At 68.9% G+C, this 25,801-nt stretch carries 21 protein-coding genes; 7 read left to right on the forward strand and 14 right to left on the reverse strand.

Annotation, left to right across the window (positions count from 1 at the left end; all coding sequences use genetic code 11):
• Positions 1–2: 2 nt before the first annotated feature.
• From xylB to AB0I12_RS41655, 5 genes are read right to left on the reverse strand one after another with little or no spacing between them, the layout of a single operon-like run.
• On the reverse strand, positions 3–1,460 hold the full coding sequence (gene xylB / locus AB0I12_RS41635; RefSeq protein WP_359941736.1) for a xylulokinase: 1,458 nt from the start codon (positions 1,458–1,460) through the stop codon (positions 3–5).
• A gap of 10 nt (positions 1,461–1,470) precedes the next feature.
• The gene (locus tag AB0I12_RS41640; protein WP_359941738.1) at positions 1,471–2,931 is read right to left on the reverse strand and encodes a mannitol dehydrogenase family protein; all 1,461 of its coding nucleotides are present in this window, start codon (positions 2,929–2,931) and stop codon (positions 1,471–1,473) included.
• Positions 2,928–3,773, reverse strand: coding sequence for a carbohydrate ABC transporter permease (locus tag AB0I12_RS41645; protein ID WP_359941741.1), 846 nt, complete (start codon positions 3,771–3,773; stop codon positions 2,928–2,930). The genes AB0I12_RS41640 and AB0I12_RS41645 overlap by 4 nt, the downstream gene beginning before the upstream one ends.
• Entirely contained in the window at positions 3,770–4,732 is a 963-nt protein-coding gene (locus AB0I12_RS41650) for a sugar ABC transporter permease (RefSeq protein WP_359941744.1), read from the reverse strand. Before AB0I12_RS41650 ends, AB0I12_RS41645 begins: the two co-directional genes overlap by 4 nt.
• 12 nt (positions 4,733–4,744) lie before the next feature.
• A complete protein-coding gene (locus AB0I12_RS41655) occupies positions 4,745–6,109 on the reverse strand; it encodes a sugar ABC transporter substrate-binding protein (RefSeq protein WP_359941745.1) in 1,365 nt (454 codons plus the stop codon).
• A 135-nt stretch (positions 6,110–6,244) separates the two neighbouring features.
• Between AB0I12_RS41655 and AB0I12_RS41660 the strand changes: the two genes are divergently transcribed.
• Both AB0I12_RS41660 and AB0I12_RS41665 read left to right on the forward strand, forming a co-directional pair.
• Positions 6,245–7,192 (forward strand): sugar-binding domain-containing protein, encoded by a 948-nt coding sequence (locus AB0I12_RS41660; RefSeq protein WP_359941747.1) that lies wholly within the window; start codon positions 6,245–6,247, stop codon positions 7,190–7,192.
• Between the two features lie 82 nt (positions 7,193–7,274).
• Complete coding sequence (locus AB0I12_RS41665; RefSeq protein ID WP_359941750.1) at positions 7,275–8,150, forward strand: phosphotransferase; 876 nt, start codon at positions 7,275–7,277, stop codon at positions 8,148–8,150.
• Here AB0I12_RS41665 and AB0I12_RS41670 read toward each other — a convergent pair.
• Positions 8,107–8,538 carry a hypothetical protein gene (locus AB0I12_RS41670; RefSeq protein WP_359941753.1) on the reverse strand — a complete coding sequence of 144 codons (432 nt, stop codon included), beginning with the start codon at positions 8,536–8,538 and terminating at the stop codon, positions 8,107–8,109. The genes AB0I12_RS41665 and AB0I12_RS41670 overlap by 44 nt on opposite strands.
• Before the next feature lie 59 nt (positions 8,539–8,597).
• On the opposite strand from AB0I12_RS41670, the gene AB0I12_RS41675 reads away from it, so the two are divergent.
• The gene (locus tag AB0I12_RS41675) at positions 8,598–9,197 is read left to right on the forward strand and encodes an ATP-binding protein (RefSeq protein ID WP_359941755.1); all 600 of its coding nucleotides are present in this window, start codon (positions 8,598–8,600) and stop codon (positions 9,195–9,197) included.
• A 49-nt stretch (positions 9,198–9,246) separates the two neighbouring features.
• On the forward strand, positions 9,247–9,909 hold the full coding sequence (locus AB0I12_RS41680; RefSeq protein ID WP_359941758.1) for a hypothetical protein: 663 nt from the start codon (positions 9,247–9,249) through the stop codon (positions 9,907–9,909).
• Between the two features lie 109 nt (positions 9,910–10,018).
• On the opposite strand, the gene AB0I12_RS41685 is transcribed toward AB0I12_RS41680, so the two are convergent.
• From AB0I12_RS41685 to AB0I12_RS41710, 6 genes are all read right to left on the reverse strand, one after another.
• Entirely contained in the window at positions 10,019–11,296 is a 1,278-nt protein-coding gene (locus tag AB0I12_RS41685; RefSeq protein WP_359941761.1) for a thymidine phosphorylase, read from the reverse strand.
• A complete protein-coding gene (locus tag AB0I12_RS41690; protein ID WP_359941764.1) occupies positions 11,296–11,703 on the reverse strand; it encodes a cytidine deaminase in 408 nt (135 codons plus the stop codon). The genes AB0I12_RS41685 and AB0I12_RS41690 overlap by 1 nt, the downstream gene beginning before the upstream one ends.
• Positions 11,681–12,970 (reverse strand): ABC transporter permease, encoded by a 1,290-nt coding sequence (locus AB0I12_RS41695; RefSeq protein ID WP_359941767.1) that lies wholly within the window; start codon positions 12,968–12,970, stop codon positions 11,681–11,683. The genes AB0I12_RS41690 and AB0I12_RS41695 overlap by 23 nt, the downstream gene beginning before the upstream one ends.
• Positions 12,967–14,163: an ABC transporter permease gene (locus AB0I12_RS41700; RefSeq protein WP_359941770.1), complete on the reverse strand. Its 1,197-nt coding sequence runs from the start codon at positions 14,161–14,163 to the stop codon at positions 12,967–12,969. Before AB0I12_RS41700 ends, AB0I12_RS41695 begins: the two co-directional genes overlap by 4 nt.
• Positions 14,163–15,713, reverse strand: coding sequence for an ABC transporter ATP-binding protein (locus AB0I12_RS41705; RefSeq protein WP_359941773.1), 1,551 nt, complete (start codon positions 15,711–15,713; stop codon positions 14,163–14,165). Before AB0I12_RS41705 ends, AB0I12_RS41700 begins: the two co-directional genes overlap by 1 nt.
• Before the next feature lie 96 nt (positions 15,714–15,809).
• On the reverse strand, positions 15,810–16,886 hold the full coding sequence (locus tag AB0I12_RS41710) for a BMP family ABC transporter substrate-binding protein (protein WP_355473744.1): 1,077 nt from the start codon (positions 16,884–16,886) through the stop codon (positions 15,810–15,812).
• Positions 16,887–17,184: 298 nt separating this feature from the next.
• Between AB0I12_RS41710 and AB0I12_RS41715 the strand changes: the two genes are divergently transcribed.
• Complete coding sequence (locus tag AB0I12_RS41715; protein WP_359941776.1) at positions 17,185–18,366, forward strand: amidohydrolase; 1,182 nt, start codon at positions 17,185–17,187, stop codon at positions 18,364–18,366.
• A 196-nt stretch (positions 18,367–18,562) separates the two neighbouring features.
• Positions 18,563–19,354: an alpha/beta hydrolase gene (locus AB0I12_RS41720; RefSeq protein WP_359941779.1), complete on the forward strand. Its 792-nt coding sequence runs from the start codon at positions 18,563–18,565 to the stop codon at positions 19,352–19,354.
• Between the two features lie 12 nt (positions 19,355–19,366).
• On the opposite strand, the gene AB0I12_RS41725 is transcribed toward AB0I12_RS41720, so the two are convergent.
• Positions 19,367–20,149: a type IV toxin-antitoxin system AbiEi family antitoxin domain-containing protein gene (locus AB0I12_RS41725; protein ID WP_359941782.1), complete on the reverse strand. Its 783-nt coding sequence runs from the start codon at positions 20,147–20,149 to the stop codon at positions 19,367–19,369.
• A gap of 812 nt (positions 20,150–20,961) precedes the next feature.
• The gene (locus AB0I12_RS41730) at positions 20,962–22,536 is read right to left on the reverse strand and encodes a methylmalonyl-CoA mutase family protein (protein ID WP_359941785.1); all 1,575 of its coding nucleotides are present in this window, start codon (positions 22,534–22,536) and stop codon (positions 20,962–20,964) included.
• A gap of 138 nt (positions 22,537–22,674) precedes the next feature.
• Here AB0I12_RS41730 and AB0I12_RS41735 point away from each other — a divergent pair, with 138 nt between their 5' ends.
• Positions 22,675–25,773: a M14 family zinc carboxypeptidase gene (locus tag AB0I12_RS41735; RefSeq protein ID WP_359941788.1), complete on the forward strand. Its 3,099-nt coding sequence runs from the start codon at positions 22,675–22,677 to the stop codon at positions 25,771–25,773.
• Positions 25,774–25,801: the final 28 nt, after the last annotated feature.

Below are 25,801 nucleotides of genomic sequence, written 5' to 3' on the forward strand. Positions count from 1 at the left end.
AACTACTGGTTGTAGGGCTGGGACAGGAGGGTGCGGGTGTTGCCGAGGACCTGGGCGTAGTTGGCCCGGATGGCGGGCGCGTCGACGGTGATCGCGGGCTCGGGTTTGCCGACCGGAACCTGCCAGGTGGGCGGGGTGGCCGCGCCGGACAGGGCCCAGGCCGCCTGCCGGGCGGCGCCGAGGGCGACGTACTCGGCCGGCTCCGGGAGGACGACCTCCGCGCCGAGCAGGGCCGGGGCGAGAGCCTGTACGGCGCGGGAGCGGGCGCCGCCGCCGAGGAGCAGGACGCGCTGCACCGGGAGGCCCTGGTCGCGGAGCGCGTCGACGGCGTCGGCGAGACCGCACAGCAGGCCCTCGACCGCGGCGCGGGCCATCGTCGCGGGCTGCATGGTCGCCCGGGTGAGGCCGTAGATCAGGCCGGTCGAGTGCGGCAGGTCCGGCGTCCGTTCGCCGTCCAGGAACGGCAGCAGGACCAGTCCGTCGCTGCCCGGCGAGCTGATCGCGGCCTCGTCGAAGGCCGGCAGCTCCAGGCCGAGCATCTGGGCGGTCGCGGACATCACGCGGGCCGCGTTGAGCGTGCAGACCAGCGGCAGGTACTCACCGGTGGCGTCCGCGAAGCCGGCCACGAGACCGGTCGGGTCCGCGGTCGGGTGGGCGGAGCGCGCGAACGCCGTACCGCTGGTGCCGAGGGAGACCGCGACGTCGCCGGGCAGGAGGTCGAGGCCGAGCGCGGCCGCGGCGTTGTCACCGGTGCCGGCCGCGATCGCCGCACCGAAGGCCGTCTGCCCGACGATCTCCGCCGGGCCCGCCACGCGCGGGAGAGCCAGCTGGCGACCGAAGGCGAGCTCCACCAGGTCGGTCCGGTAGCCGTTGGTGGTCGGCGACCACCAACCGGTCCCGGAAGCATCCCCACGGTCCGTGGTGATCCCGTCGATCCCGGACCGGTCCGCCGCCAGCCGGTGCGTCATCCAGTCGTGCGGCAGCACGACCGCGGCAGCCCGCCGCACGGCCTCCCGCCGCAGAGCAGCATCCGCGCCGGCCTCGCGGGCGGCTTCGTCTCTGAGCCAGCGCAGTTTGGTGACGGTGAAAGACGGGACCGGGACGGAGCCGACGGCCTCGGCCCACGCCTGGGCGCCGCCGAGCTCGGCGATCAGTTCCGTGGTGGCGTCGGCGGAGCTGGTGTCGTTCCACAGGACGGCCGGGTGGACGACCTCACCGGCGTCGTCGAGCAGGACCATGCCGTGCTGCTGGCCGCCGATCGCGATCGCCTCGACCCCGTCGAGCAGCCCGTCGGAAGCGATCTCCCACGCCTTCCACCACTCGGCCGGGTCGACCTGGGTGGCGTCCGGGTGCGGCGCCCGTCCCTCGCGGACGACCTCTCCGGTCTCGGCGTCGCACACCAGAACCTTGGTGGCCTGGGTGGAGCAGTCCACCCCGGCCACCAGCCTCAGCTCAGTCATGGATCACAGACTAGAGCGCTTCCACCGTCGCCCGCGCACCGATCTCGTGCAGCGATCGCAGCGCGGCCTTGTACGGCGTCACGAACCGCTCGTCCGACGCCAGGTCGCCGAACAGGTCCGGATCCGCGATGAACACCAGCGGATCCTCCCGGTTGTGCTGCGCCCGGTCGACCAGCTTGTCGCGCAACCGGTCGACGACCTCGATCGGCTGCCCCTGCTCGTCGACACCCTCGGCGTACCGGGCCCAGGACGCGACCACGAGCACCGACCGCTTGATCTCGCGGCCCGCCGCGAGCTGCTCGCGCACCACCGGCAGCAGCCACTTCGGGATCCGGTCCGAGCTCTCCGCGCACAGCCGCGCCAGAGTGTCGCGGACCTCGGGGTTCGCGAACCGCTCGATCAGCTGGTGCTTGTAGCGGTCGAGGTCGACCCCGGGCACCGGCGGCAGCGTCGGCGTCCCTTCGTGGTCCATGTACCCGAGCAGGAAGTCGACGTACAGCTTGTCCTGGCACACCTCGTGCGCGTACCGGTAGCCGTCCAGGTAGCCGAGGTAGCACAGCGCCTGATGCGAGGCGTTCAGGAGTCGCAGCTTCATGAACTCGTACGGCTCGACGTCCTCGACGATCTGGACGCCGACGTCCTCGTACGGCGGCCGCACGCCGCCGAAGTCGTCCTCGAGCACCCACTGCGTGAACGGCTCGCATACCACCGGCCAGCCGTCCTCGATCCCGAACCGCTCGGCCAGCGCCGCCCGGTCCGCGTCGGCGGTGACCGGCGTGATCCGGTCGACCATGCAGTTCGGGAACCGCACCTCGTTCTCCAGGAAGTCCGCCGTCGACGGATCCTTCAGCCGCGCGAACGCGGCGATCATCTTGCGCGCGACGTGCCCGTTGCCGGGGATGTTGTCGCACGACATCACGGTGAACGGCGGTACGCCGGCCTCCCGGCGCCGGCGCAGCGCCTCGACGATGAACCCGAACGCGCTGCCGGGCGTCGCCCCCGGCTCCAGGTCGGCCTCCAGCCCCGCGGTGTCGAGCTCGCCGGTCACCTGGTTGACGTGGTACCCGCCCTCGGTGATCGTCAGCGACACGATCCGGGTCGCCGGATCCACCATCCGCGCCAGCACGGCTTCCGGATCGTCCGGCGCGAACAGGTACCCCACGATCGACCCGACCACCCGAGGCTCGAGGGTCCCGTCCGGATGCTTGACGACCAGTGTGTAGAGACAGTCCTGGGCGGCCATCACCTCGGCCATCCGCCGGTCGTTCGGCAGCACCCCGACGCCGACGATCCCCCAGTCCAGCGCCTTCCCTTCGGTCATCAGCCGATCCAGGTACATCGCCTGATGCGCGCGATGGAATCCACCGACCCCGAAGTGCACGATCCCGGGCGTCACCGCCGTACGGTCGTACGACGGCACCGGAATGTCATTGCCCACGGCATCGAGGCCGGCAGCAGCCAGTGCGGTCACTTGACCGCCCCCAGCGACAGACCCTGGACGAGCTTGTCCTGGGCGGCGAACCCGGCGATCAGCACCGGCAGCGACACCACGATGGACGCGGCACAGACTTTGGCGAGGAACAATCCTTGGCTGGTCACGAACCCAGTCAAGAACACCGGCGCCGTCTGCGCCACCGTGCCGGTCAGCACGCGGGCGAACAGCAGCTCGTTCCAGCTGAAGATGAAGCAGATCAGCGCCGCCGACGCGATCCCCGGCGTGACCACCGGCGCCACCACGGACCGCAGTGTCCGGGTCAGCGACGCGCCGTCGACCGAGGCCGCCTCGAGGATCTCCACCGGCACCTCGGACAGGAAGCTGCGCAGCATCCAGACCGCGATCGGCAGGTTCATCGAGGTGTAGAGGATGATCAGCAGCCAGATGTTGTCCAGGAAGTGGACCGACTGCGCGAACAGGTAGATCGGCAGCAGGCCGGCCACCACCGGCAGCATCTTCGTGGACAGGAAGAAGAACAGCACGTCGGTCCACTTCTTCACCGGCCGGATCGACAGCGCGTACGCCGCCGGGAACGCGAGCAGGATGACCAGCGCCGTGGACAGGATGCTCGCGGTCAGCGAGTTCAGGATCGATGGCCACGGCCCGGTGTCGAAGAATGCCCGGTAGCCGTCCAGAGTCAGCGGCGCCGCGACGTCCGGCGGGTTCTTCGCCGCGTCCTCCTCGGAGTGGAACGAGGTCAGCAGCATCCACAGCACCGGCAGCACGAACAGGATGCCCACGATCCATGCCAGCCCGCTCAAGGCCCAGCCGCCGCCACGGCGCTGATGCCCCTTCACCATCGTGATCGACGAACTCATCGACCGGTCTCCTCTCGGAACAGCGTGGACACCGACCGGAGCGCGAGCGTCGCGATCACGATCGTGCCGATCACCACGATCACGCCCGCCGCCGAGGCGCGGCCGTAGTCGTGCGCGGTGTAGAACGTCTGGTAGATCGTGTACGGCAGGTTCGCCGTACCGAGACCGCCGGAGGTGATCGTGAAGACCGCGTCGAAGTTCTGCACGACGTAGATCGAGCCGAGCAGCGCGGACAGCTCCAGGTACTGCCGCAGGTGCGGCAGCGTCATGTAGCGGAAGATCTCCCACTGGTTCGCGCCGTCGATCCCGGCCGCCTCGATCACGTCCAGCGGCCGGCTCTGCAGCCCGGCCAGCAGGATCAGCATCATGAACGGCGTCCACTGCCAGACCAGCGCGAAGATGATCGACCACAGCGGCTGGTTGCTGATCCAGTCCGGCTGCGGCGCGTTCTCGCCGAACAACCACTTCAGCACGCCGTTGAACAGGCCGTACGTCGGGTTGTAGAGCGCGTGCTTCCACAGCAGCGCGGCGGCCACCGGGACGACCAGGAACGGCGTGATCATCATCGTCCGGACCGCGCCCCGGCCACGGAACTTGCGGTCCAGCAGCAGCGCGATCAGCAGCCCGAGCACCAGGCTGATCAGCACGACGCCGGCGGTCAGCACGATCGTCACCCAGATCGCGTGCCGGGTGTTGGCGTCGGTGAGCACGCGGCGGAAGTTGTCGATCCCGGCGAAGCCGCGCTCGTCGGGGTAGTACGCGTTCCAGTCCATGAAGGACACGACGATCGTGACCAGGAACGGCAGCTGCGTCACGATGATCATGAACACCAGCGCGGGCAGCAACGGGCCGCGCCGGGCCCAGTCGCCGGTCTTGCGCAGTATCGTGCCCTCGGAGCCGGGTGGCGCGGCGCGGCGCGCGGGCTTCACCGCGGTGTCAGGCTTGGCGTCGACGGACATTGGCCCCACCCTTCACTTCGCTTGCCGCGAGCGGTACCGCTCGGCGACGTCGTCGGCGAGCTCCTGCCCGCGTTTCAGTGCCTCGTCGACGCTCATCCGCCCGGCGATCGCCGAGCTCACGTCCTGGCTGACCTGGGTGCCGAGATCCGGAAACTCCGGGATGTCGACGAACTGGATCCCCGGCGCCGGCCGCGGCTGGACGCCGGGGTCGGTCGGGTCCGCGTTCTCGATCGCGCTCTTGGTCGGCTCCGCGAACGCCGCGGCCTCCTTGACGTACTCCGGGATCTCGTACGTCGACGCGCGCTTGCCGGCCGGGACGTTGGACCAGCCAACCTTCTCGCCGACGAGCTTCTCGTAGTCCTTGCCGGACGCCCAGGAGATGAACTTCCAGGCGTTGTCCTTCTTCTTCGACGCCTCCTGGATGCCCCAGGCCCACGCGTACAGCCAGCCGGAGCTGTCGGTCTTCACGACCGGCGCCGGCGCGTAGCCCATCTTGCCCTTCACCGGCGAGTTCGGCGCCTCGAGCGAACCGGCCGCCGACGTCGCGTCGTACCACATCGCGACGTTGCTCTGGATGGTGTTGTTCAGGCACTCGGTGAAGCCGGCCTGCGGCGCGCCGGCCTCGCCGTGCGCGCGGACCAGGTCGACATAGAACTTGGTCGCCTCGGTGAACTCCGGCGCGTCGACCTTGGCCTGCCAGTCCTGGGTGAACCAGGTGCCGCCGAAGGTGTTCACGACCGTGGTGAGCGGGGCGAACAGCTGGCCCCAGCCGGGCTGGCCGCGCAGGCAGATGCCGCGCATCCCCGGCTGCGCGTTGTCGACCTTGGCCGCGATGTCCGCGACCTCCTGCCAGGTCGGCTTCGCCGGCATCGTCACACCCTTGGCCGCCAGGATGTCCTTGCGATACATCAGGAACGACGACTCGCCGTAGAACGGCTCGCCGTAGATCTTGCCGTCCTCCGCTGTCATCGACTGGGTCATCGGCTTGAGCACGTCGTCCTGGTCGAACGACGCGTCCTGGCCGATGTAGTCCGACAACGGCGCGATCCACTTGCTCTTGGCGTAGATCGGGATCTCGAAGTTGCTGACCGACGCCACGTCGTACTGACCGGCCTGGCTGGAGAACTCCTGGCTGATCTTGTCCCGGACGTCGTTCTCCGGCAGCACGGTGAAGTTCACCTTGATGCCGGTCTGCTTGGTGAAGTTGTCGGCGGTGAGCTTCTGCAGATCGACCATCTGCGGGTTGTTCACCATCAGGACGTTGATGCTGTCCTCACCACCGCCGCCGGCTCCGCCTCCCCAGCCCGCACAGCCGCTGACCGCGGTCACCAGGACCGCGACCCCGGCCGCTCCGATGCGTTTGCGCCTACTCAGCACATCTGCCTCCGCTCATTTGAGCACGCCTCCGCTCACACAATGAGTGAACCGGGAAGGGCTTGACCTGTCAAGGGTCTGTGCAACACTTGGGGACACGTGTGCTCATATGAGCGGGCTAGGGATGGGGGAGCGCTGATGGAGACGTTCGGGCCGGCACAGCTGGTGCTGACCGCGTCGATCGCCCGGCGGTACTACGTCGACGGGCGGTCGAAGGTGGAGATCGCGGACGAGTTCCGGCTCAGCCGGTTCAAAGTCGCGCGCTTGCTCGACCAGGCGCGCAGCAGTGGGCTGGTGCGGATCGAGATCAGCCACCCCGGCGCGATCGACCTCGATCTGTCGGCGCGGCTGCAGGAGGCCCTCGGGCTGCGCCGCGCGATCGTCGTGGACACCCCCGAGGTCGACGAGCCCGCCCTCCGTACCCAGCTGGGCAAGGCGGCGGCCGATCTGCTCACCGAGATCGTGACGCCCGAAGACGTGCTCGGGCTGGCGTGGGCGCGAGCGGTGACCGCGATGACCGAGCAGCTGACATCGCTCGCGCCGGTCCCCGTCGTCCAGCTGACGGGGGCGCTGACCCGCCCGGACGTCGAGGCGAACTCGGTCGAGCTCGTCCGGCACACCGCCCGGCTGTCGGGCGGACCGGCGTACCTGTTCTACGCGCCGCTCGTCGTGCCGGACGCCGCGACGGCGCGGGCGTTGCGGCAGCAGCCCGAGGTCGCGGAGGCGATCAGCCATTTCGACTCGGTGTCGAAGGCGGTCGTCGGGCTCGGGTCGTGGGCGGCCGGGCAGTCGACGCTGTACGACGCGATGGACGAGAAGGCCTGTGAACAGTTGGAGCGCCGCGGCGTCGTGGCGGACATCTCGGGCGTCTTCGTGGACGCGGACGGCGCACCGGTGCAGAGCCGGGTGACCGACCGGGTGATCGCCATCAACGCCGAGCAGATGGACAAGATCGACGAGGTGATCGCGATCCCGTACGGCCTGGCCAAGGTGGCGGCGGTGCGAGCCGCCGTCCGCAGCGGGCTGGTGAACGCGATCGTTACCCACGCACCCCTGGCGAAGGCCCTGCTGGAGCCGTCAAACTGACCCGCGATGCTGAGGACGTCTGGCGACCCCGCGCCTACTGCGCGGCACTCGGCGGGCGCCTCGCTGCACTGGAGGAAAGGTGATGATGGATCCGCATCGTGACCTTCCCTCCAGCACACCGAGGCACTCCGCCGAGCACCTGCTCGCTACGGCGCGGGGTCGCCAGAAGCCCTCTGCTGCTGAGGTCGAGCTGGTCGGAGGTACGGCGAACCGCGGGTTGGTGGTGCGGGTCGGGGATACCGTCCGGCGGCCGCTCCGCGCCAGCAGTACGGCGACGCACGCGCTGCTGCAGCATCTGGAGAGCACCGGCTTCAAGGGTGCGCCGGCGTTCCTCGGCATCGACGCGCAGGGGCGGGAGGTGCTCTCGTACCTGCCCGGGGAGACGGTGACACCGCCGTACCCCTCCTGGTCGATGACGGACGAGGCGCTCGACAGTGTGGCCCAGCTGCTGCGGGCGTACCACGAGGCCGTCGCGAGCTTCCGGCCGACCGGCCCGGAGTGGGCGGAGCCGGTGCCGGCGAGCTACGTCACCGGGTTGATCAGCCACAACGACCCGAACCTCGACAACGTCGTGTTCCGGGACGGGCGCGCGGTCGCGCTCATCGACTTCGACCTGGCCGGCCCCGGCTCGGCGCTGTGGGACGTCGCCACCGCGGTCCGCCTGTGGGCGCCGCTGCGCCCCGACGTGGACATCCACGACGTACGACGGGGTCGCTCGCTGACCCGCCTGCGCCGCTTCGCCGACACGTACGGCCTCACGGACAGCGACCGCCACCGGCTGGTCGACGCGGCCGCCGACAACCACGTCTGGTGCATGGACTACGTCCGTCGCGGCTCCGAGGCCGGGCACCCGTGGTTCCGCCAACGCTGGACCACCGGAGAAGCCGAACTGACCGACCGCACCAACCGATGGTTCAAGCAGTCGGAGGCCGCACTCCGTCAGGCTCTTCTGGATTGAGCTCCCGCTCCGCCTCGTCCCGCCCCTCGTAGTACTTCTCCTGCATCCGCTTCACCCACGGCGGGATGAGAGCCGTCACGATGCTCGGAAAGGTGCCCCACTCCTGGCCCACCGCGTACACCACGAACTCGGCAACGACCAGTGCGATGACGACGATCCAGCCTTCGCGGCAGATTCGAGGCCCCTGGTCGGACATCAGCCCCCGCCGCGTGATCGCTCCGATGCCGAACATCACCCCGATCAGCGCGAACACGGTCGCCCGCGCGATCAAGTACCACTGGTCGGCACCGGCGAACCGGCTGTCCCCGCGAAGAATCATCACCGCGGCGCCAACACCCCCGACCGCGAACAGCGCGTAGAACGCGGCCCCCAGCTTCATCTTCGGCATACCCGATTATCGCAGGGCGCGATTGGCTGTTACTGCAGGAAGTGGAAGACAATAAGCCGGTGCGTTCACGGGTGGTGCTGCTGGCGGGGCCGTCCGGCGCGGGGAAGTCGCGCCTGGCGGAGCAGGTCGGCCTGCCCGTCGTCCGGCTGGACGACTTCTACCGCGACGGCGACGACGAGGCGATGCCGCGGTCGCCGCTCGGCATCGTCGACTGGGACGACCCGCGGTCCTGGGACGGCGACCGCGCGGTCGCGGCCCTGGAGCAGCTGTGTACGACGGGGACCGCCGACCTCCCGATCTACGACATCGCCGCGGACGGCACCGTCGGTCACCGGCCGGTCACCACCGGCGGTTCTCCGCTGCTGGTTGCCGAAGGCATCTTCGCCGACCGGATCACCGGCGCGCTCCGCGAGCGCGACCTGCTCGCCACCGCGATCTGCGTCTACCACCACCGGGTGGTCACATTCGTCCGGCGGTTGCAGCGGGACCTCCGCGAGCACCGCAAACCGCCGCTGACCCTGCTCCGGCGCGGCCTGCTGCTGTTGCGCGACGACCCGCAGGTGGTCCGCCGCTGCGTTGCCGCGGGATGCGATCCGCTGCACCCGAAGGCGGCCAGGGCCCGGATCGAGACGCTGCTCATCGAAGCGACCTCCCGCTAGCACGCGGCTGTTCGCCTGAAGTTCACCAACTTCTGTTGGTATCGGTGCCGTGAGACGGAATGCGTCAGGCGTCGCCGTGGTAGTGACCGCCGTCCTGCTGGGCGTGACCGCCTGCGGGAGTGAGGACGGCGCATCGGCGAGCGCTGCCCAGACCCCGGCCGCGAAGCATTCGGCGCTCTCCGGATCGGCAGGCAAGACCGCGAAGAGCACGCTCGCCTCCCTGGCCGCGCTCCCCCGTGGGTACGTCGCCGACGCCCGCAACGCGCCCGGCCCGTTCACCGCCACGGCGTACCTGAGCACCTGGTCGGCCGATCCGGCGCTGGACCGCGCGCTGCTGCTCAACGCGAGCTTCGTCGAGGGCTACCGGGCGAGCCGGCTCAGCCCGGACAAGAAGAAGCGCTACACCGTGCAGCTGTTCAAGACCGGCTCGGCAGCCAAGGCGAAGGCTTTGCAGCAAGGCCTGTGGAACCAGGACGTCCACGACCACCCGTTCACGATCCCGAACGCGCTCTCCGACGCCCGGATCGAGTACGACGGCAGCACGGACCAGTCGATCGCGATCGCCGAGGCCAGCCTGGCGGTCGGGGCCGTGGTCGTCGAGCTCACCGTCCGCGAATCCGGCGCCCTGGGCACCAGCCTCACCCCGGACACCGCCCTCATCACCGCCATGACGAAAGAACAGCACACCCGCCTGACGGCAACGACCAGCTAGCTCCTCCGCCTCCCAACGCGCGACCGGATATCCCCTCGTGTTGGGGGTTCTTCGCTCGCACACCAACGAAGAACCCCCAAGAACAGGGGATATCCGTTCGAGTTGCAGGTCAGGCGGTGATGCGGTCCAGGATCAGTGGACCGTGCTCGTACGACTCGGCGACCTCCACGGCGTCCGCCAGGGACTCGAGGGCGCGCTCGATGCGGCTGGGGTCGTCGGTGTGCAGGGTCAGGAGCGGCTGCCCCTCGGAGACCTGGTCCCCCGGCTTGGCGTGCATCTCCACACCTGCCACCGCCGACACCGGGTCCTCCTTGCGCGCCCGCCCCGCACCGAGGCGCCACGCCGCGACCCCGACCGCGAGCGCGTCGAGCTTGGACAGTACGCCGGACGCCGGCGCGGGTACGACGTGCTGCTCGGGAGCGACCGGGAGCTCGGCCGACGGGTCACCGCCCTGCGCCGAGATCATCGCGCGCCAAGCGTCCATCGCCGTACCGTCGCGCAGCTTCTCGGCCGGGTCGACACCGGTGACACCGGCCGCGGCCAGCATCTCGTTGGCCAGCGCGACGGTGAGCTCGACCACGTCGGCCGGACCGCCGCCCGCGAGCACCTCGACCGATTCGCGAACCTCCAGGGCGTTTCCGGCGGTCAGTCCCAGCGGGACGGACATGTCGGTGAGCAGGGCAACGGTCTTCACACCCGCGTCGGTGCCCAGCGCAACCATCGTCTCGGCCAGCTCCCGAGCGTCCAACAGGTGTTTCATGAACGCGCCGGAGCCAACCTTCACGTCCAGCACCAGAGCACCGGTGCCCTCCGCGATCTTCTTGCTCATGATCGAGCTGGCGATCAGCGGGATCGCTTCGACGGTGCCGGTCACGTCGCGCAGCGCGTACAGCTTCTTGTCCGCGGGCGCCAGACCGTCACCGGCCGCGCAGATCACCGCGCCGACCTCCTCGAGCTGCCGCATCAGCTCGTCGTTCGACAGCGCGGCCCGCCAGCCGGGGATCGACTCCAGCTTGTCGAGCGTGCCGCCGGTGTGCCCGAGACCGCGGCCGGACAGCTGCGGCACGGCGACGCCGCAGGCCGCCACCAACGGGGCCAGCGGCAACGTGATCTTGTCGCCGACGCCGCCGGTCGAGTGCTTGTCAGCGGTCGGCCGGGTCAGCGTGCCGAAGTCCATCCGCTCGCCGGACGCGATCATCGCCGCGGTCCAGCGGGCGATCTCGCGCCGGTTCATCCCGTTCAGCAGGATCGCCATCGCCAGCGCGGACATCTGCTCGTCGGCGACGTCGCCCTTGGTGTAGGCGTCGATCACCCAGTCGATCTGCCCGTCGCTCAGCTCGCCCTTGTCCCGCTTGGCCCGGATGACATCCACCGCGTCGAAACTCATTACTCCTCCAGAAACTCGGGCCCGAACGCGTCCGGCAGCAGCTCGCGCAGCGGCCGGACCCCGGTCGCGGTCTCGATCAGCAGCCCCGGACCGCCGTTCTCGTGCAGTAGCTGCCGGCATCGTCCGCACGGCGTCAGCAGATGCTCGTGCCGGTCCACACAGGTGAAGGCGACCAGCCGGCCGCCCCCGGTCCGGTGCAGGTCCGACACCAGCCCGCACTCGGCACACAACGTCAACCCGTACGAGGCGTTCTCCACGTTGCATCCGGCAACGATCCGCCCGTCGTCGACGTACGCCGCCGCGCCCACCGGGAAGTGCGAGTACGGCGCGTACGCGCGGTGCATCAGGTCGACGGCAACCGCGCGCAACGCCGGCCAGTCGACCTCACTCGGTGACGTAGGGCTCACCGTCGGCCTTCGGTGCTCTGACCCGGCCCACCAGCCCGGCCACCGCGATGATCGTCGCCAGGTACGGCGCCATCAGCAGCAGCTCGCCGGGGATCGGCGTCTGGATGATCTGCAGCTGGGACTGCAACTGGGTCGCGAAACCGAAGAACAGCGCCGCGACCATCGCACCGATCGGGTGCCAGCGGCCCATGATCAGCGCGGCCAGCGCGATGAACCCGTTGCCCGCGGTCATCTCCTTGCTGAACGAACCGGCGTACCCCACGGTGAAGAACGCGCCGCCCAGCCCGGCCAGGACACCGGCCGCGAGCACCGCGGAGTACCGGATCCGCTTGACCTTGATACCGACCGTGTCGGCCGCCTTCGGGTGCTCGCCGACCGCCCGGATCCGCAGGCCCCAGCGGGTCTGGAAGAGCACGAACGTGACGACCGCGACCGCGAGATACGTCAGGTACACCAGGATGGTCTGGTTGAACAGGATCGGCCCGATGAACGGGATGTCGGCCAGCCCCGGGATCTTCACCGCCGACAGCACGGCCGGCGTGTTCAGCTTCTCGGCCTGCGGCTGCATGAACTGGTCGAACAGGAAGCCGGTGATACCGGTCGCGAACACCACCAGGACGACACCGAGCACGACCTGGTTGACCAGGTACTTGATCGAGAACACCGCCAGCAGCCACGCCATCACCACACCGCTGGCCGCCGCCGCGATCAGCGCCGCGGCGGAGCTGTTCGTCGTACTCGACACCAGCGCCGCGGTGAAGGCGCCGACCAGGAACTGGCCCTCGATCGCGATGTTGATGACACCGGCCCGCTCACACATCACCCCGGCGAGCGCCCCGAGGATCAGCGGCGTCGCGAAGTTCAGCGTGCCCTGGAACTGGTTGGCCAGCGGGAAGGTCTTGCCCGCGGCCGCCCAGCACAGGAAGGCGCCGATGAAGCAGATCCCGAGCAGAGCCGCCAGATAACCGGAGTACGACTGCGGGACCCGGCGCAGCAGGTAGGCGCCCGCCGCGATCACACCGAGGATCCCGAGAACCAGCGCGGTGAACTGGGCGGGGATGCCGAGCAGGTTGTTCTGCAGATCGCCGGACACCAGCTGGAAGGTCGCCTTGCCGCCCTTGGTGAACACCGCCAGGCCGAGCCCGATCAGCGCGAACACCAGCATCACGCCGCCGACCCGCAGCCGGCGGGTCCGGTCGGCCGGGGCCTCGATGGCCTGCGGCTTCGGTGCGGCCGCGGGAACCGCGTCCGGGGTGGTCTCGCTCATCCGTTCCAGCCTTTCGCGAGCACTGCGCCGGCGCCGCGTTCCTTCGGCAGGAACCGGAAGATCGAGCGCACCAGCGCCGGGGCCGCGACGAACAGCACGATCACGGCCTGCAGGACAGTGGTCAGGGTCAGCGGTGTCTGCGTGACCAGCTGCATCTGCAGACCGCCCGCGTTCAGCGCGCCGAAGAGCAGGCCGGCCAGCACGGTGCCGAGCGGCGTACCGCGGCCGAGCAGCGCGACCGTGATCGCGTCGAACCCGACCGAGGCCGCGACCCCGTCGGTCAGCGGCAGGTCGGTGCCGAGCACCTGCTGGGTCCCGGCCAGACCGGCGAGCGCGCCGGCCACGACCATCGCGATCACGTACGCGCGGCCGACCGACATACCGGCCGTCCGGGAGGCGTCCGCGTTCGCGCCGACCGCCCGCAGTTCGAAGCCGATCGTCGACCGGTTCAGCAGCCACCAGACGAAGACCGCGGCGAGCAGCGCCAGGAAGAACCCGATGTGCAGCCGGGTGCCGCCGATCTGCGGGTACTGCGCGTTCGCGTCGACGATCGGGGAGATCGGGTCGGTCCGCCCCGGCCGCCGGAACGCCGACGTGGTCAGCAGCCAGGCGAGCAGATAGATCGCGACGTAGTTCAGCATGATCGTCACGATCACCTCGTGCGCGCCGGTCCGGGCCTTCAGCAGGCCGACCACACCGCCCCAGAGCGCACCCCCGATCAGGCCGGCGACGATCGCGACGATCAGATGCAGCACCGGCGGCAGGTGCCAGGCGAAACCGACGTACGCCGCGAGGATCGCGCCCATGATCAGCTGGCCCTGGGCGCCGATGTTGAACAGCCCGGTACGGAACGCCAGTGAGACCGCGAGGCCGCCGCAGATCAGCGGTGTTGCCTGGGTCAACGACTCGCTGATCGCCGTCCAGCTGCCGAACGCGCCGACCGCGAGCGCCTTGTACGCCTCGCCGACCGCACTCAGCGCGGCCGAGACGGTGTCCATCGGCGCGGCCCCGAAGTACTTGACCGTCGCCTGCACCTGGTCGTCGCCGACGATGATCAGGATCGCCCCGACCAGCAGGGCCAGCACGATCGCGCTCAGCGAGACCAGGCCCTGGACCGCCCAGTTCGGCAGGCCGGACGCTCGCGGCTCCTTCGCGGGCGCGGGCGCCGGCGCAACCTCTGTCTCAGTGCTCATCAGATGGTTCCCAGGGTCGTCGGGTGTTCGATCGCCTCGTCGTGCGCCTGCGTCTTCGAGGCGCCGGCCATCATCAGGCCCAGCTCGTCGCGCGGCGTATCGGACGGTACGACGCCGACCACCTTGCCGCGGTACATCACCGCGATCCGGTCCGCCAGCGCGGCGATCTCGTCGAGCTCGGTGGACACGATCAGCACCGCCGTCCCCCGGTCGCGCTCCTCCACGATCCGGCCGTGCAGGAACTCGATCGAGCCGACGTCCACGCCGCGGGTCGGCTGCGAGGCGACCAGCAGCCGCAGCGGCCGGGACAGCTCGCGGGCCAGCACGACCTTCTGCTGGTTGCCGCCGGACAGCGACGACACCGGCAGGTCGATGCCCTGAGTGCGGATGTCGAACTCCTCCACCCGGGCCTGCGCGTTCTTCTCGATCTCGTCGGTGCGCAGCGCCAGCCCGTTGCCGAACGGCGGCTTGCGGAACAGGTCGAGGACCAGGTTCTCGGCCACCGAGAACGAGTCCACGAAGCCGTCGTGCCAACGGTCCTCGGGGACGTACCCGATGCCCGCGTCGAGTCGATGCCGGGTGCTCCGGCCGGTCAGGTCCTGCCCGTCCAGCGAAATCTTCCCGGCCGCGATCGGGGTCAGGCCGAGCAGCGCCTCGGCGAGCTCGGTCTGACCGTTGCCCTGGACACCGGCCACCGCGAGGATCTCGCCGGCCCGCACCTCGAGGTCGACGTCGTCGACGGCGGTGAACCCGCGCTCGTCGATCACGGTCAGCCCCTCGACCCGCAGGACGGCGTCCTTCGGCGCGGCGGGCTCCTTGTCCACCACCAGGTCGACCGCGCGGCCGACCATCAGCTCGGCGAGTTCCTCCTCGGACGCGGACGGCTCGGCCTGACCGACCACCTTGCCGCGGCGGATCACGGTGATCTTGTCCGCGATCGCCTTGACCTCTTTGAGCTTGTGGGTGATGAAGACGATCGAGGTGCCGTTCTCCTTGAGCTGGCGCATCACGCCGATCAGCTCGTCGATCTCGGCCGGGGTGAGCACCGCTGTCGGCTCGTCCAGGATCAGCACGCTGGCGTCGTTGACGAGCGCCTTGATGATCTCCACCCGCTGCTGCACGCCGACCGGGATGTCCTCGACCAGCGCCTCGGGGTCGACCTCGAAGCCGTACCGGTCGGACAGCTCGGTGACCAGCGCGTGCGCCTTCTTGCGGTCCAGGACGCCGCCGGCCCGGGTGTTCTCGCGGCCGAGCATGATGTTCTCCGCGACGGTGAACACCGGGACCAGCATGAAGTGCTGGTGCACCATGCCGATCCCGTGCTTGATCGCGTCGCTCGGCGAGGTGATCTTGACCTTCGCGCCGTCGATCACGATCTCGCCCGAGTCGGGCTGCAGCAGGCCGTACAGCATGTTCATCAGCGTGCTCTTGCCGGCGCCGTTCTCACCGAGCAGGCAGTGGATCTCCCCCGGCTCGATGACCAGGTCGATGTGGTCGTTGGCGACCAGCGAGCCGAAGCTCTTGGTCAGACCGGAAAGCTCGAGGTGCATCGGGCAGCCTCCCCTTCAGACGGCGAGCCAGGAAGGCGCGACCTGTGGGTCTGCTGCCTTCCTGGCTCGCACCGTACTACGCAAGTGCGTCGTGGTTCAGGAGGCCTTCGGCTGAACCTTCGACTGGACGGTGATCTTTCCGCTGATGATGTCGGCCTTGATCTGCTCGAGCTCCGACTTCACGTCGGCCGGGATCTTGCTGTCGAACTCGTGGAACGGCGCCAGCGCCGTACCGTTGTTCTGCAGCGTGCCGGTGAACTGGGTGTTGTCGAACTTGTTGTCGACGACCGAGACGACCGCATCCTTCACGGCCACGTCCATGCCCTTCTCGACGCTGCTCAGCAGCACCGAGCAGTACTCCGCGGCGCTGATGCAACCGTCGGTGTCGACCCAGATCGCGTTCACCTTGCCGTTGCTGGCCTTGGCCGCCTGCAGACCGCCCAGACCGGACGGGCCGGCCACCGGGAAGATCACGTCGGCGCCCTGGGTGATCAGGTTCTGCGCGTTGTTCTGGCCCTTGGCCTTGTCCTCGAAGTCACCGGTGAACAGACCCGCCTGCTTGGCGTCGTCCCAGCCCAGGACCTGGACGTTCTTGCCCTTCTGCTGGTTGTAGTAGCGCACGCCCTCGGCGAAGCCGTCCATGAAGATGGTCACGGTCGGGATCTTCAGACCGCCGAAGGTGCCGACCTTGCCGGACTTCGACATCGCGGCGGCCAGGTAACCGGCCTGGAAGCTGGACTGCGCGGTGTTGAACAGCAGCGGCTTCAGGTTCGGGATCGGCTTGGCCGGGGCCGAGTCGACGATCGCGAACTTGATGTTCGGGTTGGCCGTGGCCGCCTTCTCGGTGGCGTCCTCGAGCTTGAAGCCGACGGCGACGATGACGTTGCACTTGGCGTTGACCATCGCGGTCATGTTGGTCGGGTAGTCGTTGTCAGACTTCGACTCGGCCTTGACCTCGGTCAGGCCCTTCTCCTTCACCGCGTCCTGCAGGCCCTTGTACGAGGTCTGGTTGAACGACTTGTCGTCGAAACCCCCCGAGTCGGAGACCATGCAGGCCTTGAAGTCCTTGTTGGCGCTGCCGCCTGCGTTGTCCTCGGTCGGCTTGCTGCCACAAGCGGCGACGGCAAGCGTCACCACGCCCACGATCGCCGTTCCCCGCACGTACTTCTTCACCGGACGTCTCCTTCGTCGACCAGATTCTTTTGCTGCCGCACGCCTTCCCCCACGTGCCGCATCCGCAGACTATAGGGCGACCGCCGTCCTTCTTTGAACGTCAAGCAGGCCTCGATACCGGAAAGTGACCGGCGTTTGCGTCACATTTCGACAACTTCTCCGGTGCGCTCACCCGGTGCTGCCTGGACGTCACGGTGCGCACGCTCCGTGGTTGCGCTCACCGTCCGTGGCCGTGACGGACGGTGACGACCGGGGAGCGCCCCGTCGGGCGGTGGTTGCGGGATGAAACAATCGCGGGATGAGTCATCAGTTGCTGGTCGCGGACGTCCTGGCGCGCGTCGAAGCGGTGCGCGAGGACATGGTCGAGGTACGGCGCGACCTGCACGCGCACCCGGAGCTCGGGTGGCACGAGGTGCGGACGACCGAGCTGCTCGAGAAGCGGCTCGTCGACGCCGGCCTGTCGCCGCGGGTGCTGCCGACCGGCACCGGGCTGATCTGCGACATCGGCTCCGGCGACACCTGCGTCGCGCTGCGGGCCGACATCGACGCGCTGCCGGTGTCGGGCGGCGTGGACGCACCCTGGCGGTCGACCGTCGACGGTGTCGCCCATGCCTGCGGCCACGATGTTCACACCGCGGCCCTTCTCGGTACGGCGCTGGTGCTGGCCGGGATGGCGCGCGACGGGCAGCTGGACCGGCGGGTCCGGGTGATCTTCCAGCCGGCCGAGGAGGTCATGCCGGGCGGCGCGCTCGGTGTGATCGCGGCCGGCGGGCTGGACGGCGTACGCCGGATCTACGGCCTGCACTGCGATCCGCGACTCGAGGTCGGTCAGGTCGGCCTGCGCATCGGTGCGCTGACCGCCGCCGCCGACAAGCTCCTGGTCCGGCTCACCGGCCCCGGCGGCCACACCTCACGGCCGCACCTGACCGCGGACCTCGTCTACGCGCTCGCGACCCTGGTCACCGAACTGCCCGCCGCACTCTCCCGCCGGGTCGACCCGCGCGCCGGCATGTCACTCGTCTGGGGCCGCATCACCTCCGGCTCCGCCGCCAACGCGATCCCGTCCCGCGGCGAGGCCGAAGGCACCCTGCGCTGCCTCGACGTCGCCGCCTGGCGCCTGGCCGACGAGCTCATCCCGTCCCTCGCGGCGCAGATCGTCGAGCCGTACGGCGTCGAGGTCGACACCGAGGTCACCCACGGCGTACCGCCGGTGATGAACGACGCGATCGCGATCAACATCCTGCAGAACGCCGTCCACCAGACCCTGGGCACCGGCGCCAGCGCCCCCACCGACCAGAGCCTCGGCGGCGAAGATTTCGCCTGGTACCTGGAACACGTCCCCGGCGCCATGGCCCGCCTCGGCGTCCGCCCACCCACCCAGCAAACCGCCGCCGACCTCCACACCCCCGGCTTCGCCCCTTCCGAAGAATCCATCACCATAGGCACCACAATCCTCACCGCCGCCGCCTTACTGGACTGAGATCTCCTACCGCCTCCGGCGGGGCGCGCGTCCCCTGCCCACGCCGCACTGCACCGACGGCACGAGCTGCGGCTGGGCGTAAAGGAACGGACACCACCTCGCGTCGGCCATCGGCTGCGGTGATCCGCGCGCATCGAAGACCTGCGTCGACCTGGCCCAGTGCCTGAGCGGGCGTGGTGCGCTAATGTCCGCAAGCATGTTCGACGTGCGAGGTAGGGCGGCGCATCTGGCGTGGTACCGGACCGATGAGGCGATCGCCGATGTCGCGTTCCTCCACGGCTTCTCGGACTCCGCGCAGTGCTGGGAACCACTGCTCAACGAGATGCCCGGGATCCACGCGCTCGCGATCGACGCGCGTGGGCATGGTGAGTCCGGGCTCCCGGAGGAACCCTTCCGCTACACCGCCCTCCGCGACGACGCCGCCCTCGTACTCTCGAGCCGGCCACGCGACGGCGGAGTGGTCGTCGTCGGCCACTCGATGGGCGCGATGTCGGCCGCGTACCTGGCCGCAGCAAGGCCCGACCTGGTCCGCGCAGTCGTACTGGAGGACCCGCCGACCGGCGGCGCGGATGCCCACCAGCAGGACGAACCCTGGTCCGAGCCACCCTGGCTCACCGAGATCCGAGCCCTGGACCTGCCGTCGCGGATCGCGCAAGGCCACGCCAACGACCCCGACTGGCCCAACGACGAACTCGAACCCTGGGCCATCTCGAAGGCCCAACTCATCCCGCACATGTTCGACCTGCCGTACCAGGACCCGGTCCCACTGACAGACCTGCTCGCCCAGATCACCTGCCCCGTCCTCCTCATCCACGGCGACACCGAACGCGGCTCCTTGATCTCCACCGAGTACGCCGAACGCTGCGCCCAAGCAGCCGCCGGCAACTTCAACGCCACACACATCCCCCACGCCGGCCACTCCGTACGCCGCGACAACCGCCCGCAATACCTCGCAGCCCTCACCGCATTCCTGAACCACCACAGCTGAACCCCTCGGCGGCTATTGCCAGGATCGCTGGTCTGGTTCCCAGGCTTCACTGGTGCGATGGGCGGCGAAGTGCTCGGCCACGGCCTGGCATATGAGGTCTTGGAATTGAGGCGTGCGGAGCAGCTCCTCCTGCAATTCCGGGGCCATCAGCTCCAGGAGCCAGGTGTCCGGGCGGAAGCCAGTTGCTTTGAGCGCTGCCCGAAGCAGCGCGTTGCCACTGGGAGCTCTAAACCGGGCGGCTGCCGGCTCGAGTACCTCCACCAGGGCCGCTGCAACGACCCCCTTGGAGGCGACAGCATCTCGTACGGCGACGGCCAGGTGATCGAAATCGATGCCGCCTGTGGCCAGATCTCCGACGGTGCGAGCGACAGTGGTCACCGGAAAGCCATCGACCCAGGTGACGTCGTCCTCCGGCAGATCACGCTTGCGGTACCGCGTGTCGGGTTGCGTGGTCTGCCTGCGCACCGCGGTGGTGAACTCGTACTTTGCAGGCAGCAGATCACCTATCCCATGTACGGCTGCCGCGGACTCACCAGACACCACAGCCAGCGCCTGCTTACCCGCCGGCCGACTGCCGGTCGACAACCAGGCCGCCCGCACACCTTGCAGCGGGCCGGTGTCGGCCGAGGGCAACGCGTAGACGCCGTGCCGGACACGCTGAACCGTGCCGCGGCTGACGAGGCGAGAGAGCTGCATCTTGGACACGCCTGCCTCGTGCGCCTGCGCGGTAGTCACCAGACCCCATTGGCTGGAACCGAGAAGCTCCAACGACTCCAGAACATCCAAGGTTCGCACGAGTCTCACCTCCGATGCTCTGATAGTAACGTCCTAGAAGTTACTTTTCGAGTCGATATGACCTATCACTTTCTTTGAAGGTAACATCACGTGCTTGTCACATTGGGGCGGGCTCCCAGTGGCGGCTCATCAGTTGAAGGCGATCCTCAGCTGGAACAACAAGCAGCACGTCGCAACCACGGGCAACCTGCCTCCAACGACTTCGTCTGACGCGCACCCGTGCCGTCAAGCACAGGAACTCGCTCCAGCTCGCCGGCCGCCGGGCCAGACTTCCCGAGCCCCTGCAAGCACTACGCACCATGAAGGTCAGCTCTCGTGTACTTACCGCCGACGACGGCCGGCGGTTGACTCCGGCGAAGCGACGCCCTAGCTCCGTCACACCACATTCCCGGGTGCCGCGGCCCTCCAGCAACAGCACGCGATCCGCACCCGCCGAAGGCGGCAGAAAGACAGTCGCCGCGAAGCGGTGACCTTTACCGCCGCACTACATTCTCCGCGCGCCGCTGTCCGGCGGCGCGACGCCGTGTGCACGCCGCCGAATGCGGCCAACGGGCAACCGCCGCGAAGCGGTGACCTTCACCCGTCGCACCAGATTCCCCGGCACGGGCAGCACTCCGGCCGACACCACCGTCGCGCACCCCGCCGAAGGCGGCAGAAAGACAGCCGCCGCGAAGCGGTGACCTTCACCCGCCGCACCACAGTCTCTGGCGCCGCAGCACTCCGCAACACGCGTGATCTGCACCCGCCGGAGGCGGCAGAAGGCAGCCGCCGCGACGCGGTGTCCTTTGGGCGGTGGCCGTCCAGGTGTTGGTTCAGAAGGTGTCGGCGGGGACGTATACGCCCCATACGTCTCTGAGGGTGTTGCAGACCTCGCCTACGGTGGCTCGGGCTTTCAGGGCTTGTTTCATGGGGTAGAGGCAGTTGTCGTTGCCCTGGGCAGCTTTCTTCAGGGCGGCCAGCGCCTCGTCGACGGCGGACTGGTTGCGGGTTGCGCGGAGGGTGGCGAGGCGGTCGACCTGCTGGGCCTCGATGGCGGGGTCGACGCGGAGCGGTTCGTACGGCTCTTCCTCGGCGATCTTGAACTTGTTCATGCCGACGACGACGCGTTCGACGGAGTCGATCTGCTGGGCGATCTGGTACGCCGAGCGCTCGATCTCCTGTTTCTGGAAGCCCTTCTCGATCGCGGCGACCGCACCGCCGTACTCCTCGACCTGGTCCATCAGCTCGACCGCGGCGGCCTCGACCTCGTCGGTGAGCGACTCGACGACGTACGAGCCGGCGAACGGGTCGACCGTCGCCGTCACGTCGGTCTCATAGGCCAGGACCTGTTGAGTGCGAAGCGCAAGCCGAGCGGCTTTCTCAGTGGGCAGCGCGATCGCCTCGTCGTACGAGTTCGTGTGCAGCGACTGGGTCCCGCCGAGCACGGCCGCCAGGCCCTGGATCGCGACCCGCACGAGGTTGACCTCGGGCTGCTGCGCGGTCAGCTGTACGCCGGCCGTCTGCGTGTGGAACCGAAGCATCAGCGACTTGGGATTCCGGGCGCCGAACTCGTCCTGCATCACCCGCGCCCAGATCCGCCGCGCCGCGCGGAACTTCGCGACCTCCTCGAGGAACGTCGTCCGCGCGACGAAGAAGAACGACAGCCGCGGCGCGAACTCGTCGACGTCCAGCCCGGACGCGACCGCGGCCCGGACGTACTCGATCCCGTTCGCGAGCGTGAACGCGATCTCCTGCGCGGGCGTCGCGCCGGCCTCGGCCATGTGGTAGCCGGAGATCGAGATCGTGTTCCAGCGCGGCAGCTCCGCCTGGCAGTACGCGAAGATGTCGCTGATCAGCCGCAGCGACTCCTTCGGCGGGTAGATGTAGGTGCCACGGGCGATGTACTCCTTCAGTACGTCGTTCTGGATCGTCCCGGTGAGCTTGTCCCCGGAGACGCCCTGTTCCTCGGCCACCAGCTGGTACAGCAGGAGCAGCACGGATCCCGGCGCGTTGATCGTCATCGAGGTGGACACCTGGTCCAGCGGGATCTTGTCGAACAGCACCCGCATGTCGTCGATCGAGTCGATCGCCACCCCGACCTTGCCGACCTCGCCGTGCGCGATCGGGGCGTCGGAGTCGTACCCCATCTGGGTCGGCAGGTCGAACGCGACCGACAGGCCCATCGTCCCGTGGTCGATCAGCTGGTGGTACCGCTGGTTCGACTCGGCCGCGGTGCCGAAACCGGCGTACTGCCGCATCGTCCACGGCCGCTGGGTGTACATCGTCGGGTACACGCCGCGGGTGTACGGGTACTGCCCCGGCTCGCCGAGCTTGGCCGCCGGGTCGAACCCGTCCAGCGGTCCGTACACCGGCGCGAACTCGAACCCCGACTCGCTGCGATGACTCATCCCCCAACGGTATTCCGAACCAGCACCGCACTGGTATGCACCACCGGGTGAGATCGAGCACGCGCGCTGAGCTGTTGACTCGTGACGTGGGTCACATCAGGCTGCCGCCATATGCACCGTCGACCGGGGAGGGGCGACATGCGGAGAACTTCTGTTTTCATCGCGGTACTGGCCGTCGTAGCGGGGGGACTGGCCGTGGGGCAGGCGGCGACAGCGGCGCCGGCGCCAGGGGGTGACGGGCTCGAGGTGTACGTCGGGGACCTGAACGCCCAGCAGTTGCAGAAGGTCGTGGACGCCGGCGTCGACCGGGCCGACCTCGCCACCGGGAAGGGCGCCGGCGGCACCACGAGGGTCGAGGTCGTCATCTCGGAGCGGCAGGCGGCGAAGCTCCGTTCGGACGGCGTCGATCTGAAGGTCAAGAAAGTGAAGGGACACACCGCCAGCGAGGAGGCCGCACGGCTCGCGGCGGCCGGCCCGACGGTGTTCCGCCCGTACAGCGGGGCCGGCGGACTGCTCGAAGAGCTGACCCAGACGGCGGCCGCGAATCCCGGGTTGGCCAAACTCGTCACGATCGGTACGACGGTGCAGGGCAAGCCGATCGTCGCCGTCAAGGTCACCAAGGACGCACGCCTCGTCACCGACGGCTCCAGGCCCTCGGTGCTGTACTCCGGCACCCAGCACGCGCGGGAGTGGATCACGCCCGAGATGGTGCGCCGGTTGATGCACTACGTCATCGACGGGTACGGCCAGAACGCCGAGACCACGAAGATGCTGAACACCACAGAGCTCTGGTTCCTGCCGGTGGCCAACCCCGACGGCTACGACTACACGTTCGTCGGCGACCGGCTGTGGAGGAAGAACCTGCGCGACAACAACAACGACGGCCAGATCGCTCCCGGCGACGGCGTCGACCTGAACCGCAACCTGGCAACCAAGTGGGGTTACGACAACGAGGGATCGTCACCTGACCCGAGCAGCGACACCTACCGCGGTCCGTCCCCAGGCTCCGAGCCGGAGTCGAAGGCTCTCGACCAGCTGTTCCAAAGGGTCCGTTTCACCGAGCTGATCAACTACCACTCCGCCGCCGAGCTCCTGCTGTACGGCGTGGGCTGGCAAGTGAGCACGCCATCGCCGGACGACGTGATCGCCGAGGCAATGGCCGGCGACGACGCGAATCCCGCCGTACCGGGCTACGACCCGGACATCTCGGCCGAGCTGTACACGACCAACGGCGAGACCGACGGCCATGTGACGGACACGTACGGGACGATGGCGTTCACGCCGGAGATGTCGACCTGCCAGACCGTGTCGGCCGCGAACCCGAACGACCAGTGGCTGCCCGAGGACTGTGTCAGCGTCTTCAGCTTCCCCGACGACGAGGCGCTGATCCAGGCCGAGTTCACCAAGAACATCCCGTTCGCGCTGTCGGTCGCGAAGTCGGCGCACGACCCGGACGACCCGGTCTCGGTGGTCGGCAAGAAGGCCGCCGACCTGGTGGCCGACCCGTTCACGGTCTCGTACGGCACCACCCAGCCGGTCGCCGTGATCGCCAAGCGGGCGTTGAAGAACCTGCGCATCAACTACCGGATCAACGGCGGCGACGCGATCGACGACAAGGTCGCGGAGTGGAAGGGCGGCGAGCGGTACGGCGACACCGGCGACCGCTACTACGCCGAGTTCCGCGGCACCGTACGCCGTACCAAGCCCGGCGACTCCGTCGAGGTGTGGTTCACCGGCAACAAGCAGGGAACCGGAGCCGTCTCCAGCCAGCACTTCACGTACCACGTGGCCAGTGACATCGGTGGACAGGTCCTGATCCTGGCCGCGGAGGACGTCACCGGCGCCAGCCCGGCGCAAGGACTGACGACAGCTCGCTACGCCTCTAGCTACGCCGCTGCGCTCACCGCGGCCGGAGTCACTTCGGACGTGTACGACGTGGACGCCAACAGCCGGACCGCTCCGCATCCGCTGGGCGTGCTGTCGCACTACAAGGCCGTGGTGTGGGAGACCGGCAACGACATCATCACGCGCAAGGTCGGCCAGCCGGGAGGTACGGCGGCCGAACTCGCGCTCGACCTGGAGCTGTCGGTCCGCGACTACCTCAACGAGGGCGGCAAGCTGCTGTACACGGGCAAGTACGCCGGCTTCGCCAGCAACCAGGACGGCGCCTACTACTACAACCCGTTCGAGGAACAGCAGGGCGAGTGCACCACACCGCAGGCGTACCCGTGTCTGCCGTTGCTGAACGACTTCGAGCAGTACTGGCTCGGCGCGTACTCCCAGGTCGACAACAGCGGCAGCGACAGCAACGGGACCCCGTTCCCGATCACCGGGACGTCCGGCGCCTTCAACGGGTTCGCCGGGACACTCAACGGCGGCGACTCGGCCAACAACCAGGACCACACCAACGCGTATGTCCTGACGTCGAGTGTGTTGCCGGCGGCCCAGTTCCCGCAGTTCGCGAGCTCGGCGCCGCTGAAGTGGCAGCGGCCCGGCGGTGCGCCGTTCGAGCCGTTCACGGGCACGCACTACGTCTACAGCCAGCGCGCGGACGTCAGCTACAAGCGGCTGACGCGGACGGTGGATCTGACCAGCGTGACCGCCAGCACCCAGCCGTCCCTGTCGTTCAAGTTCTCCTACAACACCGAGGCGGACTGGGACTACGTCTTCGTCGAGGCCCACACCGTCGGACAGGACGACTGGACCACGCTCCCGGACCTGAACGGCCACACGTCGCAGGACACCGGCCAGAGCTGCCCGGCCGGTTGGGTGGCACTGCATCCACAGCTCGGGCATTACCAGGGCTCGGACTGCTCACCGACCGGCACCACCGGAAGCTGGAACGCGGCAACGGGTTCCAGCGCGGGTTGGCAGGACTGGAAGGTCGATCTCGCGCCGTACGCCGGGCATCAGGTCGAACTCTCGATCAGCTACGTCAGTGACTGGAGCACCCAGGGCCTCGGCACCTTCGTCGACGACACCACGGTCACGGCCGGCACGACCGTGACGACGTCGTTCGAGACCGACCTCGGCGGCTGGACCGTCGCCGGTCCGCCACCTGGCTCGGCGGCGAACCCGAACGACTGGATCCGTACCACGACCGCCTTCGTCGAGGGTGCCGGTGTGACCACACCGGACACGGTGTACCTCGGCTTCGGCGCCGAAGGCCTGACCACGCAGGCGATGCGCACCGACCTCGTCCAGCGGTCGATGGCACACCTGTTCGGCACGCCGTAACCGGATTCGTCGGCAGGGCGGTCAACCG

It is taken from the genome of Kribbella sp. NPDC050459, from assembly GCF_040655315.1.
In the GTDB taxonomy this organism is placed as follows: Bacteria; Actinomycetota; Actinomycetes; order Propionibacteriales; family Kribbellaceae; genus Kribbella.

What these genes read in the sequence shown, in the direction of transcription:
- AB0I12_RS41650 (WP_359941744.1), bottom strand. Translation starts at nt 4,732, where the DNA reads ATGTCCGTCGACGCCAAGCCTGACACCGCGGTGAAGCCCGCGCGCCGC.
- xylB (WP_359941736.1), bottom strand. Translation starts at nt 1,460, where the DNA reads ATGACTGAGCTGAGGCTGGTGGCCGGGGTGGACTGCTCCACCCAGGCC.
- AB0I12_RS41700 (WP_359941770.1), bottom strand. Translation starts at nt 14,163, where the DNA reads ATGAGCACTGAGACAGAGGTTGCGCCGGCGCCCGCGCCCGCGAAGGAG.
- AB0I12_RS41645 (WP_359941741.1), bottom strand. Translation starts at nt 3,773, where the DNA reads ATGAGTTCGTCGATCACGATGGTGAAGGGGCATCAGCGCCGTGGCGGC.
- AB0I12_RS41670 (WP_359941753.1), bottom strand. Translation starts at nt 8,538, where the DNA reads ATGCCGAAGATGAAGCTGGGGGCCGCGTTCTACGCGCTGTTCGCGGTC.
- AB0I12_RS41730 (WP_359941785.1), bottom strand. Translation starts at nt 22,536, where the DNA reads ATGAGTCATCGCAGCGAGTCGGGGTTCGAGTTCGCGCCGGTGTACGGA.
- AB0I12_RS41735 (WP_359941788.1), top strand. Translation starts at nt 22,675, where the DNA reads ATGCGGAGAACTTCTGTTTTCATCGCGGTACTGGCCGTCGTAGCGGGG.
- AB0I12_RS41665 (WP_359941750.1), top strand. Translation starts at nt 7,275, where the DNA reads ATGATGGATCCGCATCGTGACCTTCCCTCCAGCACACCGAGGCACTCC.
- AB0I12_RS41715 (WP_359941776.1), top strand. Translation starts at nt 17,185, where the DNA reads ATGAGTCATCAGTTGCTGGTCGCGGACGTCCTGGCGCGCGTCGAAGCG.
- AB0I12_RS41660 (WP_359941747.1), top strand. Translation starts at nt 6,245, where the DNA reads ATGGAGACGTTCGGGCCGGCACAGCTGGTGCTGACCGCGTCGATCGCC.
- AB0I12_RS41685 (WP_359941761.1), bottom strand. Translation starts at nt 11,296, where the DNA reads ATGAGTTTCGACGCGGTGGATGTCATCCGGGCCAAGCGGGACAAGGGC.
- AB0I12_RS41705 (WP_359941773.1), bottom strand. Translation starts at nt 15,713, where the DNA reads ATGCACCTCGAGCTTTCCGGTCTGACCAAGAGCTTCGGCTCGCTGGTC.
- AB0I12_RS41695 (WP_359941767.1), bottom strand. Translation starts at nt 12,970, where the DNA reads ATGAGCGAGACCACCCCGGACGCGGTTCCCGCGGCCGCACCGAAGCCG.
- AB0I12_RS41720 (WP_359941779.1), top strand. Translation starts at nt 18,563, where the DNA reads ATGTTCGACGTGCGAGGTAGGGCGGCGCATCTGGCGTGGTACCGGACC.